This window comes from Methylomonas rhizoryzae, assembly GCF_008632455.1.
Taxonomy (GTDB): domain Bacteria; phylum Pseudomonadota; class Gammaproteobacteria; order Methylococcales; family Methylomonadaceae; genus Methylomonas; species Methylomonas rhizoryzae.
Genome location: NZ_CP043929.1, coordinates 3,320,736 through 3,333,769, shown reverse-complemented (window position 1 = coordinate 3,333,769; position 13,034 = coordinate 3,320,736). Strand labels below are relative to the sequence as shown.

Annotated in this window: 7 protein-coding genes and 2 pseudogenes; 4 read left to right on the top strand and 5 right to left on the bottom strand. The window is 45.6% G+C overall.

The genetic code is table 11. The annotated features are described in order from the left end of the window. The first annotated feature begins 236 nt into the window (after positions 1-236). The 3 genes and pseudogenes from F1E05_RS14855 to F1E05_RS14845 all read left to right on the top strand — a co-directional run bounded on the left by F1E05_RS14855 (position 237) and on the right by F1E05_RS14845 (position 5,219). The gene (locus tag F1E05_RS14855; protein ID WP_150049779.1) at positions 237-1,889 is read left to right on the top strand and encodes a YobI family P-loop NTPase; all 1,653 of its coding nucleotides are present in this window, start codon (positions 237-239) and stop codon (positions 1,887-1,889) included. Between the two features lie 113 nt (positions 1,890-2,002). Next, positions 2,003-3,089, top strand: a pseudogene (locus F1E05_RS14850) (IS5 family transposase). 186 nt (positions 3,090-3,275) lie between these two features. After that, entirely contained in the window at positions 3,276-5,219 is a 1,944-nt protein-coding gene (locus F1E05_RS14845; protein ID WP_150049777.1) for a hypothetical protein, read from the top strand. 162 nt (positions 5,220-5,381) lie between these two features. Here the strand turns inward: F1E05_RS14845 and F1E05_RS14840 are convergent. The 3 genes and pseudogenes from F1E05_RS14840 to drmB form a co-directional block, all read right to left on the bottom strand. Next, positions 5,382-5,537, bottom strand: a pseudogene (locus tag F1E05_RS14840) (IS3 family transposase); the annotation flags it as partial. Next, positions 5,536-6,408, bottom strand: a complete 873-nt coding sequence (gene drmC, locus F1E05_RS14835; protein WP_150049775.1) for a DISARM system phospholipase D-like protein DrmC — start codon at positions 6,406-6,408, stop codon at positions 5,536-5,538. The pseudogene F1E05_RS14840 and the gene drmC, both read right to left, overlap by 2 nt. Before the next feature lie 267 nt (positions 6,409-6,675). Then, the gene (gene drmB, locus F1E05_RS14830; RefSeq protein ID WP_232056671.1) at positions 6,676-7,809 is read right to left on the bottom strand and encodes a DrmB family protein; all 1,134 of its coding nucleotides are present in this window, start codon (positions 7,807-7,809) and stop codon (positions 6,676-6,678) included. A 62-nt stretch (positions 7,810-7,871) separates the two neighbouring features. On the opposite strand from drmB, the gene F1E05_RS14825 reads away from it, so the two are divergent. Continuing rightward, positions 7,872-9,004, top strand: a protein-coding gene (locus F1E05_RS14825; RefSeq protein WP_232056670.1) for an IS3 family transposase whose coding sequence is annotated in 2 segments (ribosomal slippage) — positions 7,872-8,133 and positions 8,133-9,004 — 1,134 coding nt in all. Because the reading frame shifts where the segments join, the coding sequence is not laid out codon by codon here. 70 nt (positions 9,005-9,074) lie between these two features. Here the strand turns inward: F1E05_RS14825 and F1E05_RS14820 are convergent. Together F1E05_RS14820 and drmA are read right to left on the bottom strand one after the other, a co-directional pair. After that, positions 9,075-9,530 carry a hypothetical protein gene (locus F1E05_RS14820; RefSeq protein ID WP_190303160.1) on the bottom strand — a complete coding sequence of 152 codons (456 nt, stop codon included), beginning with the start codon at positions 9,528-9,530 and terminating at the stop codon, positions 9,075-9,077. Positions 9,531-9,540: 10 nt separating this feature from the next. Continuing rightward, on the bottom strand, positions 9,541-13,032 hold the full coding sequence (gene drmA, locus F1E05_RS14815) for a DISARM system helicase DrmA (RefSeq protein ID WP_269473486.1): 3,492 nt from the start codon (positions 13,030-13,032) through the stop codon (positions 9,541-9,543). Between the last annotated feature and the right edge of the window lie 2 nt (positions 13,033-13,034).

Genomic DNA, 13,034 nt, shown 5'->3' with positions numbered 1-13,034 from the left:
GCAATCGATGAGATACGTATGAAAAAAATCCGGCGCAACCTATGGATATTCTGCAGTATTGTGTAGGAATGATTGATATGTTTGCGGAGATGCTTTTGATATTAATCGTCGCAAAAGTTTTCGATGCCGGATGCGGGGATATCAATGATTTTGGTTAACTTTTGCGCAAAAACTTTTGCGACGCGCAATAATTACGGCTGTCTATAGGCTATAAAAAACTGTGTTAGGGATAAAAAATGGATTTAAAATCATTCGGATATAAATTGATCAACGCTTTCAAAGGCGGAGTTGATGACAGTGAACGCAGTAGTTTTACCGATTTAGCGCCTAGTGATAAAGCTGATAAGGATGGAACATATTCAAAAGCAATAACATTTGCACTCGAAAACTCTCGAGTGAAAAATATTGCTCTTACAGGGCCATATGGATCAGGTAAAAGTAGCATTATCAGAACATACGAGAAAAATAATAAAAAATACAGATTCATGAATGTATCACTAGCATCTTTCAAGGAAGATGACAATGGAAATGTCGATATTTCATTAATTGAAAGAAGCATACTTCAGCAAATGCTTTATGGGGCAGATGCTAACAAATTACCATATTCTAGATTTAAAAGGATAACCACCCCTCGTCATCCAATAATAAAATCTCTGGCTTTTGTATTTTGGATCATAGTTATTTTATATTTTTACCTACATAGAAACCAACTTCACGAATTTGAGTACAATACTTTAAGTTGGTATGTTTGGTGTTTCGCTTTTGCATACACATTATCCATACCTGCATTGATAATTTCTGATATTTATAAAGCAACTTTTGGTATTTCAATAAAGAAAGTTTCTCTAAAAAATGCAGAATTTGAAACTGCAGAAAGTTCTGATAATTCTATTTTGAATCGCCATGTTGATGAAATTATATATTTTTTCGAGCAGACAAAATATGATGTTGTCGTAATTGAGGATTTAGACAGATTTGGAAATCCTGATATTTTTGTAAAACTTCGAGAAATAAATAAGCTTATAAATGACAATCAAAATGCACGCGAAATAAAGTTTTTATATGCATTAAAGGATGACATGTTCGCTCATAAAAATCGGGCAAAGTTTTTTGATTTCATTATTCCTGTGGTTCCAATTATCAACAGTTCGAATTCACTGGATAAGATGCAGGAGCGTTTAAAAAAACATGATTTCGCAGAAAATATTGATACACAGTTTCTGCGCGAAGTTTCCCTTTATGTAGATGACCTGAGACTTATTCATAATATATTTAATGAATTTGAAATATACTACGAGCTCCTAAAAAGTGTTAATTTAGATGTAAAAAAACTTCTCGCCATGATGATTTACAAAAATGTATATCCAAATGATTTTGAAAGTTTGCATCATGGAAAAGGAGTTCTTTTTGATGTTTGTAATAAGAGAGATGAGTATTTAACAAATATTAAAGACAAACTAAAAGATAAGATTGCAAACTTGGAGAGTGGTTTAGACAAATTAAATTCAGAAAAGTTAAGAAGCATTCGTGATCTTATAGCCTCTTATGTTGGTTATATAGTAGTGCATGCCAACCAATCTGTAATGGGAATTGTGGTAAATAACCAGAATATACAGTTTTCTCAGCTTACAACTTTTGAACAATTCAAGCCTCTTATTACTGAACAAAATATACAGTTATGGGGGCAAAACAACCATATATACAATCAAGGCAGATTCCCCACGAATAAATCATTCGAACAATTTGAAGCAGATATCAACCCAGGAGAGAAGTTTTTAAGTAGAAAGGAAAATATAGAAAATAACTTAGAATTAAAGAAAATCCAGATTGAACAAGAAATCAGATCGCTAGAAAAAGAGATTTCTGATCTTTCTTTAACAGGCTGTTGATTTTATCTCCCCTGTAACCCGCATTGGCTGGTTGAGTCAGATGTGTTGGTAAATCATAAAGTATTGTTCTAAATGATAAAATAGTTCTATCTCCAATATATTGCACTGTCCCCATGCGCGGCGCCGACATTACTCAAGAAGACCTGTTCAGTTACCGAACCCTGGAAAGCCGGATTCCCAAAAAGCATCCGCTACGCAAGCTGCGTCAAGTGGTCGACTTGTTGCTCGCCACGCTAAACGACGAGTTCGACGCGCTCTACGCTCGTCGCGGTCGAGATTCCATTCCGCCGGAACGCTTGTTGCGCGCCAGTTTGTTGCAAGTGCTATTTTCCATCCGTTCGGAACGGCAACTGGTGGAGCATATCGACTTCAACCTCTTGTACCGCTGGTTTGTCGGCTTGACGATAGATGACGAGGTGTGGGATCACTCGACCTTCAGCGCCAACCGCGACCGTTTGCTCAACGAACGGATCAGTCGTTTGTTTTTCGAACGGGTACTGGCCTTGGCGGAGTGGAAACAGCTGATCTCTGACGAGCATTTCTCGGTGGACGGCACGCTGATTCAAGCCTGGGCCTCGCACAAGAGTTTCGTCAAGAAAGACGGCTCGACCCCGCCGCCGGAAGATGGCGGCCGCAATCCCACGGTCAACTTCAAGGGCGAGAAACGCAGCAACGAAACCCATGCCTCGACTACCGACCCCGATGCTCGGCTGTACAAAAAGAGCGAGGGCGACAAATCGCAGCTGGCTTTCCTCGGTCATGCCTTGATGGAGAACCGTAATGGCTTGGTCGTCGAAGTCGAAGTCACCCAGGCCACCGGCACCGCAGAACGCGAGGCGGCCCATGCCATGGTCAAACACGATCCACAAACCGGGCGCGACCTTGGCCGCCGACAAAAATTACGATACGCAGGATTTTGTCGCCAAGTTACGCCAGCGCAAAGTCACGCCGCATGTCGCCAGCAAGGAAAAAGGTTCGGCCATCGACGGACGTACCACACGGCATGAGGGTTACCGGAAAAGCCTCAACGTCCGCAAGCGGATCGAAGAAGTCTTCGGTTGGGCCAAGACGGTCGGCCCGCTACGCCCAACCAAGTTCCGGGGGTTAAAGAAGGTCGCCGCGCAAACGATTTTTACCTTTGCCGCCTATAACCTGACGCGCATGGGTACCATTTTCGGCTGGCGATACAGTACCGCCTAGGCGGTGGTGCGCCTGAAATCCGCCAAAAGGCGGAATTTAACGCCCTTCGGGGCGAATATAACCGGCTAAAACCGGTTTTTGAGGTGTGATCGGGCTTCCAGAAGCCCAACAAAACCAAAAAATGGTTTTGAAGCCGAAGGCATATAGGCAAATTTCAACACCCTGTTAAAACAGCTTTCGCAACTATTGCAAAGTGGCAATATCGAAATCAATGAATCCAGCCTTGAATACGGTGTAACAGGTGGTCGTCTACTCACATATTTAGTTAAAAATGGATATATAGATGAAAACTATTATTTATATATTTCTAATTTTCATGAAGGTAGATTAAGCAAAAACGATCGTGATTATTTGCTAACTATTCGTAATTTTAATTGTCCAGCGCCGAACCAAAAGATTGATACTCCTAAAGAGGTTTGCGCTAACATGAGGGAGGAAGACTTTGGCCGTGGACACGTATTAAATGTGGACTTAATTGATTATTTTATTGAGTTTCATAGCTTATGTTCTAAATACCTTGACTCTGCGCTTAGTTACATGTCAATAAATTTTGATTTGTGTGAAGAGTTTTTCATAGCATATTTTAATAAGGGTAGATATGTTGATGATCTTATTCGTCACTTAAGTAAAAAATGGCCTGATCTAGCGTCGGCAGCCATTTCTTCAAAACATTCAGCTGAAATAATTTCATATATTATTAGATTCGTTGATTCAAAATACATAAGCAGTAATATGAACAGCGATAATATTCTTGGTGATTATCTGTCTGAACATGGCTATCTTGTTCTTGCCTCTGATCTTCAGTTACCTGATAAATATGATGTTCTCAAAAAGTTAAACGTACGTTTCCATAATTTAAGTTCACTGGAAAATAATAGTTCTGTTATTGAGTTCTGTCATAATGAAAGCCTGTATGAGATTACGATTGATAACGTAAACTTTGTTCTCAAAAAGTTCGCCGATCCAAGTATTAAATCTACTATAAACTCTGAAACAGAAAATTACACATCTATTAAAAAAGCCGGTAGTGATAGATTGAAGGAATATATCGAAAAAAATATATTGACCTACATTAATAATATTTTTCTTACACTTCCGAGCAACTGCGATGAGAGCGAAGCCTCAATAAAAACACTTATCAATAATAATTCAATCGATGATAAGCTCAAAAAAAGCATTATTTCGAAACAAAAACTTGTGTTTGACACCTTCGATGGCTTACCTGAATCTATATGGTCTCACGCCTTCTTGGAAGAAAAAGTCACCATTTCGTGGAATAATATTTCAACTTATTTGAAATGTGATGGATGTGATATAAATGTCCTTAATGAATTGTTGGGACGAGAACGTATTGTTAAAAACCTTTCAAGCATTGATATATCAAAAGAAGTTTTAAGCGAGGAAGATAGTAAATTACTATCTCGGTTTTTAATTAACAACAATGACATCAATGACTCTGATTATTGTAAACTGAGAACTTGCATTCCATGGGTTTACTCAAACTTTCCTGACAGCATTTCAGAAACCAAATACAAGCACTTAGTCAATGCAAAAAGAGTGAAACTTACTGACAAGTCATTTGGTTTCATCGGTGATAATATTCAGATTTTAGCTCTATTGATTAGTAGAAACATTGATATTTATCTGAAAGAAAAGGAAAAATATCCATTAAATGATGAGACTCGGCAGTTACTGCTATCAAGTGAAATCAGCGAAGAAAGTAAGATTAATATTTCTTACGACATTGCACCAAAAAGCGTGGAGAATAATCAAGCTTTGTCACAATTGATATCCAATGTGCTTGTATCAAATGAAGTGGATTATTCAAGATTTGATGATGCCGTTCTATCTTCAGCCATCATTAATTCTCAATCAACTTCAGATGCAATTAAAATTCTTGTCAAATGTATAACTAATTGGAATGAAGAACAAGCTTTCAAAATTATTCAATATCTTCCAGAGCCGTTTTGTGAAATACCTGCATATGGAAAGCGGCCTAAGCTTGAGCTAAATACTGAAAATTTGGAGTTTGCTAATATTTTAGAAAGAAAAGGTTTTATTTCTTCATTTAAAGAGAAATCTGACCATATAGCTATAAATACTTTTAAGTCAAGTGATTATTCTGAATAAAATAACTTTGAAATATTAGATAGATGGTCTTTGTGTGCCTGGTTTTTTTATAAATTTTTTTTATTAGTTTATGGATCACCACTATACAGTGCTGATCCCCACCATCAAAAACGGACAAGAAGCGAGGGATTGGTAAAACTGGGCTTCAAATTCAACCGGACTTTAAAAGCGATTGGATGAGTGCCGCCTGACGAGCTTGTAATAGGTTTCGATATATTCAAATACCGTTTGCCGCATGGCTTCACGTGTATCAAATCGTTCATCGTGAATTGCTTCGACCTTGAGCGAATGAAAGAAACTCTCGGCGCAGGCATTATTAGTCATCGGCAGACACTGTCTGCGATTTGCTCGCGGCGGCGTTTAATCTTGTTCCTAGTGAATTTATTGTAGAGGTTGTTAACCGGGTTAACATTCCGCATGAAATCAGCGACCCAATATAGTTCTTCGTAATTATAAGAAATTCGTTGTTTTCAATCATGACGCCAACTTCCAAATTTCGATTGAACGCATCATCGGTCAGGTTTGCACTGGAGATTAAAACCGTATCGTCAACAATTGCTAACTTCGCATGAAGCTTACCAGGACGGCCTGCTTGGTTTCCTTCGCGCTTCTCTAATGGCCAGCAATAAACTTCAGTATTCTGAACAAAGGTCTCTGGAAAAGCTTTCAACGCATCGTAGCTTAATTGCCCCTCAGAGCTTTGTTCGAACTCAAGGATCAGTCGGATTTTTACACCACGTTGTCGAGCATTGACCAACTCAGTAACAAGCCGCTGAATCCTAGATGCAGCAAATGTAACCAGCAAAATTTCACTTTTAGCATTAGCAATTAAACCGTATAGCGCCTGATCGATTCGGCGGGCAGGAATTTGTGCAATCGGGGTTGGACCTGACCAAAGTAATTCGATACGTTGAGAGCCTAAGGTTTGTTGATAAACTTCACAACTCGAATCAAGAGCCCAACTCAAAGCCTCCCACGACATTGTGTTGGAAGCCATTCGCACCGTTTCGCCAATCAAAAGTGAAAGATCGGCATTATTCGTTGACGGTAGTTTTTTGATCACCCGGTCTGATGATGCATCAGCATCAATCGACCGAAGTGTTTCGCATACGGCATTCATCCAATCAACCGGTGCTTTTTTGACTAGCTTGTCAATCAATGCAAATAAATCTTTGCGCACGTTGGTCATTCAAAAAACGCTGTGCCGCGGGCGGAAAATGTATCGACAAGTACTGATCGATCCAGATACCTATTGCCTCTTTCGCACGAGGTTTCCGCGGCAAATTGGCAGGCGTGACAGCAAGCACCGTGTATGCCGCGACCCAACGTATCGGGGCGGTGTTCGGAACACAACGGATCAGACGCACATAAGCGCATGCTCTCTAGCGCTTGTTGAAGGTGCCGGCCTAAAGTGAGTGGGTCACCCAATTCGACTAAACCGCCCAATGTGCCTTCACTATCCGGCGCTGCGGTGTACAACAATATGCCAGCCATAGGGCCCGCCATCTTCTCCAGGATTACGTGAATACAAGCGCTCACGAACACTGGAGGCTGTATACCCACAGTCTAAAACGATTTGCCGCATCAAAGCATGGGATAATGAGTGCAAAAGAATCAGTCGGATACCTGGAGCGCCATCTTGTACGGGTTCAAGTTTTCTCAGTCGGCGCCAGGCCTTATGTGACTCAAAAAACTCTTGCTCAAGCTGCTTGACCTCATCTTTCGCTTGCCAGGCCAGAAGAACATCTTCTCGGATACGTAAAAACACTCCTTCTCCACGTACTTCCGCAGCTGGTAACCAGTTTGGATTATCCCGGCAAAGTTTGGTCATGCGACCATCTTGAATGATCGTCGCTTCGGCAAAATCGGCGTTAGATTCGATCCGGGTAAATCCCAACAAGGTCCGGACTTCTCTGATTCGTTCTACTAAAACAGTGTCTTCGAGAAACGCCTCAAACCCTTTTGGCGGTGATACTCGCTTTAATTTGAAATCTCGATTTTCCTTGGATGAATCCGGATTTGAGAAAGCCATCCATTCCGGCAGCTTCAAATCTTCTGCAGGCAGCGCACTTTGTTGGCCCGCGCGTTTTTCTTCAATGGCCACCCAGATTTCTTCGCCAGAAAATTCCGCAAATAACGGAATTAGCGATTGGTAGGTCTGTTGTTCCTCTCGATAAAAACCAAGCTTTGCCAACGAATTCGCGTTCATCAGCTTGGCCCACTGTTCTTCAACCAATTTCCCCAATTTGTCAGTGGCACGCGGGATAGATAACGCGGATAGAGCAATTGGAAACCAACTATTCGACGCACCAAGCAAAATGGGTTTTGCTTTTTCTTTGCAGTCATTTTCAACCAGACGCAAATGCGGATGATGTCCCGCGCATGCATATTCGGCCGCAGGGTCAAATGCATCGGCCATGCGCCGTTCTGTACCACAGGTATGACATTTCACAATAATGTCAGAAGCGTCACCGGAGGCGCCAAACTCCCGCATGCTCAATGTCGCCGGCCGACAAGGGACATTGCCTTTGTGCACAAAACTTAACCAAGAAAAATCGGTTAAAAGAGGTGGTGCCGAAAAATTGAACAACCGATTAAGTGAAAGACCTGCTACTTTTGAACGTCCGTAAGGACAAAGCAATGGAGCAGAAGATGTCTAAAAAACCGCGAAGAAAACATTCACCGGCCTTCAAAGCCAAAGTCGCCCTGGCGGCCTTGGCGGGCGATAAAACCTTGGGGCAGTTGACCCAGGAATTCGAGGTTCATCAAAATCAGATTGTCGATTGGAAGAAGCAGCTGAGCGAGCGGGCCGCCGAGGTGTTTGGGAAGCCCGCGGAGCCGGAATCGCCCCCCGTCGATCTGCAAGCCCTACACGCGAAAATCGGTCAACTGACATTGGAGAACGATTTTTTAGAAGGCGCGCTCACCCAGGCGGGATTGCTGAGCGCAAAGCGATGATCGACCGTCAATCCAAATTGCCGATTGGTCGGCAGGCCAAGCTATTAGGCATCAGTCGCGGCAGTGTGTACTACCTGCCCAAGCCGGTTCCGGAGCGCGAAGTTGACATCATGCGCCGACTCGACGCACTGCACCTGAAACACCCATTCATGGGCGCTCGCCAGTTACGGGATCAGCTGAATCGGCAAGGCATCCCGATTGGCCGCAAGCATGTGAAAACCTTGATGGCGAAAATGGGCATCGAAGCCGTGTACTGCAAACCCAATACCAGCAAGAAGACGCCGGGGCATGAAATCTATCCCTACTTGCTGCGGGGCATGACCATCAACCGTGCCAATCAGGTCTGGGCGCTGGATACCACCTACATCCCGCTGGCCAAAGGATTCGCGTATTTAACGGCGGTCGTCGACTGGGCCACTCGCAAAGTCCTGGCCGCCAAGGTGGCGATTACGCTGGAAGCCTGTCATGCGGTGGACGTGCTGGAACAGGCTTTCAAGCGCTACGGCAAGCCGGATATCGTCAACACTGACCAAGGCAGCCAGTTTACCGCCAAGGCGTTTGTCGATGCCGTGAAAGGTCAGGGCTGTCTGCTCAGTATGGACGGTCGGGGTGCTTGGCGGGATAATGTCTTTGTTGAGCGCCTATGGCGATCGGTCAAATACGAGCGGGTTTACCTGCATGCCTACGATTCCGTCGGCCAAGCCCGCGCTTCAATCCTGGATTATTTCGAGTGGTACAACCACGAACGACCGCATTCCAGTTTGAAACGAAAAACGCCTCATCAGGCGTATAACGATGGGGTGCCAACCCTCAAGTTGGCCGCCTAAACCATGGCAGGGATTTCACTTTAAATCATCGATTTACTGTTCAAACCAATGGGGCCACTTCTAAATGCCCCTAGCGACATGCCAATAAAAATCTCACCGACAAAGCCGATGGAGAGCGCCCACCCTGGCTTTTCAAACAGCCTTGATGCACATATTCCGTCCGATCCGGGCGATAAGGGTCTTGAATCAACTTAAAAACCCCGGACTCGACAGTCGCCAAGGTGTCACATAAAGAACAGCGCATCCAACGCGGAAATGGCACTACTGGCACACCGATAGCCGGCGCCGTCGGATCACGGTCCATGCTATCCAACTTTATTGGCGGCATGTAAAGCCTATTCATCTGAGCGCCGAGGCGCTTTTGTACCGCGGCTACCAAGCGATCTTCTTCGATCTCCTTACAATATCGGGTATCCCAGTCATCTAGTCCCATCACCAGCGCTGACATGTTCGGCAAGTCGACTAACGAGCCAATGCCAAAGGTAAAAATTAACTGGCTGGGACGCAGTTCACCAAGTTCGTTCATCGTCGTTTCCTTAATCCGTGTGTAAACCTGTGGTTCGCTGATCCAGCACCAAATCGACGGTGCCCTCGACATCCCTCAACGAACTCAGACAGGTAAATAGCTTCCACTCTTTGTCATCGGCCAATTCCAGCAAGCCGACAGTCGCGCCTCCCTCGGAGCGGTAACAAAGCTGATGATCTTTTTGGTTATGCACCCGACACAACCATTCATCCCGGCGTCTATCCAGCATAACCTTGATGCGTTCGGCGACAGCAGGATCATGAGTGGCATTAACGCCTCGCGTGGCTAAAACATCAGCCATCATGTTCCAAAATGCGTCAGTATCCGCTACCAGGCCAGCCGCGGCATTTTCGTTCAAATGCTCATCCCATAAGCGCATCAGACCAACCATAACACCCGACAAACCCCGGTCAAGTGCCCTCGCGGAAAATGGCGTTACGGACAAGGCCTCGACATGTTTGTAAAAGGTTTCATGATAGTGTTCAAAGCGTTCGTAATGCGATAGATCGCGTGGACGCGCCCAGTTGAATACCGTACAGACCAAGCCAGGCCCTTCCGTTGAACGTCCCACACGGCTGGTCGCCTGAATATATTCAGATGTGTTTTTGGGTTGACCGGCGACCAGCATTAGACCTAAACGGTCAATATCCACGCCGACCGAAATCATATTGGTTGCCAGAATTACGTCGTATGGCATCGAAGAGCTAACCGGCTGATTGGCTTTACGCTCCGCAGAACGCTGTGCTTCCAATTCCTTATCAAAAACAGCTTCCAGCCTGTCCAATATCTTTGGAATATCCGAGCCGGATTTACGCGAAGTCAGCTCTTCAACAGCACCCATTCGCACACGACGCTTGGCCAATCCACGTTGATCAGCATCCCGGAGACGAGCGCGAATATCATCTTCAACCAGTCGACGCGTACCGGCCAATTCGCGAATGGAATTGAAATATCCTGCCAAGGTCATCCATGGATCAGCCAAGCGACCGTATTTATCGTAAAGCGCTTGCGCCGCAGCCATATGCGCCACATAGCTACGAATCATCGCCACCGGATAACGCCGACCGAAGGCATTAATACCTAAATACCTACGACCAGGATATTCGGCTCCCGTTGGCCTTTGAATGGCGAAAAAGCTATCCCTAATACTGGTACCTTGCGGCGGAAATACTTCCAATTTCCGCACAAACAGTTTTTGCACTTGATCAGGGGCACGGCGGATCGTAGCAGTCGAAGCCACCACCTTAGGCCGCACTTTTTTGCCGTTGACTTGCCAAGAGCACAGCTCATCAACCGCCGATTCGTAGAGTCCGACCATTGAGCCCAATGGTCCACTGATCAAATGTAATTCGTCCTGAATAATCAAATCTGGTGGCCGTAACACTCCATGGGGCCGATTTTTGACTGACGGCAAACCGTTTCGGGATGGATGCGATTGCCCATCATCGATTTCCGGCGATAAAAACCCGTGCCGATCACACACTTCAGTAACCTTGCCAAACAGCATTTGCGTTTCGCCTTTCCAGGGCATTTGCGCAAACTTGTCGACAGTGGCAATCAATAGCGATGGCGGCCGGCGATATATTTCTTCATCCACCACCATTACCGGCAAACCTTCTTTAGGTGCTTTGGCTTCGGAAAACTCACATCGTCCTAAATCGTCGCCGCAATAGGTGACGCAGCGACCAATGTCGCTGGGTGCTTCATAGACCCGCAAATGTTTTTCCTTGATCTCACAACCACACCAAGGACAGGACGTGATTTGTTGCGGTGTACCTGAAGCCGAAGGTCTACCTCCGACATTGCGCTGCCTTAAAGAATTGGCTGCAGCGGCAAGGGTATTGGGAGTGGTTTTATTACCCACCCACAGTCCCAAGCGGAAGGGTGTTTCGCCCCATTTGCCCATATCAGCCCGACGAATCGACTCGCAGGCGCACATCAACGCAGCTGCCCGTTGGAACTGCTGTAGCGTCAATAAGCGTAGGGTATAGCGCATTAAAACCGCCACGCCATGATCGCCGCGTCGACCCTCAATTTCGCCTTGTAAGCGTCTTAATGCCAGGGTATAGGCCGTCAAACCCAGATACGCTTCGGTTTTACCACCACCCGTGGCAAACCACAGCAAGTCTGCAACCGCATCAGTTTCATGGCTACGATCGGAGTGATGCAAATCGGTCAGACTCGGTAAATTCAGTAATACGAATGCCAACTGAAACAAACGCCAACTGCGGTTTTTGGCAATGTCTAAAGCAGAAGTGCCATCTTCCAGCTTGATTTCCTTTTTCCGCACCTTTCGGGAAAAAGTAGTGTGAACCCGCTGTTGCCACATCGCCCGATTGGCAAATCGAAACGCCTCCTCCGCCAGCGCATCGTTTTCAATTAGATCGATACCTGCCTTAATCCGTTGCAAAGCCCTTGTACAACGCTCCACGGCTCGGCGCGCTGTTTCTTCATGGCCGTCTAGCTTCTCAGCCGGCAAGGTCAATTTGTTGGCTTCCGCTTTGATCCACACCCGGTAGGCCGTCTCAATATGGCGCAAGCTGGCAATTAAGCCTTCCTTGGGTAAATCTGCCAAGGCTTTCATATCCATACTCAAACCGGCGAGATTTTCATCGTCTGCGGCAGAGCGCGGGGTTTGTTGCGGCACTTCAAAACAAGGCACCCATTCGGTTTCCACCTGGCTGGCACGCTCTGCCAAAGGTTCAAGTAACGTGGCATGCACCGAAATGCCGTGACCCACGGTAAACTCGCGTTGATGCCGGTAAAGCATTTCCAAGGTTTCGGATTCCTCGCGGGTCAACGGGTCCATTTTCGACAAATCAAGTTTGACGTTTTTGCGCTGCACAAAAATCGGTTGGCTATCCGAGGCATACACTTTTAGCTTGGGTTGAAATACCCACACCTCGTCTTTCGGCTCGTTCCGTCCTTTACGTTCTTCCTGTTGATTGATCATGAATAACGTAACGACCCAGCCGTCCGCAGTCGAACGGATGCGTCCTTGCAGCAACACCAAGGGGTGATCGGGATGAAGTGCTTGCGGGGCAATATTGCCTTCCTTCAACACTAACGGTAATTCTGGCGCAACCACTGGCCGGCGTTTCCAGACATTGGAGGGATTACCGTCTTTGTTCTGCTGATTATCGCTTTTGATGCGCAGGTACTGCCCCCATTCGGCAGCAACCAGAATTTCAGCCGTTTCGGATGCCACCACAAAACTCAAACCCATTGACGACGGAAAATACGTACTGCCCGCGGGTACGCCGGCATCCGTGTTGCCTTCTTCCCCCTCATCGCCGTCGCCCGTTGCCAATTCGTCCAATTCGCCGCCGGCTACCTCCTTGTCCTTCGGCGCCAACATGCCGACCAAATAACGTTGGTAGGCATGGTCTTCGTATTGATTTAACTCTTCCTCAACACCACCAGCTGGGCCGAGAAGATCGCGAATGACCATTTGAGTCAATTCGTCGCGAATCGAAGTGGGGGTAGGCGCAGACAGCGTCATCG

Bases quoted from the DNA above. Each gene is read 5' to 3' on its own strand.
- F1E05_RS14855 (WP_150049779.1), top strand. From the start codon at position 237: ATGGATTTAAAATCATTCGGATATAAATTGATCAACGCTTTCAAAGGC.
- drmC (WP_150049775.1), bottom strand. From the start codon at position 6,408: ATGACCAACGTGCGCAAAGATTTATTTGCATTGATTGACAAGCTAGTC.
- F1E05_RS14820 (WP_190303160.1), bottom strand. From the start codon at position 9,530: ATGAACGAACTTGGTGAACTGCGTCCCAGCCAGTTAATTTTTACCTTT.
- drmA (WP_269473486.1), bottom strand. From the start codon at position 13,032: ATGACGCTGTCTGCGCCTACCCCCACTTCGATTCGCGACGAATTGACT.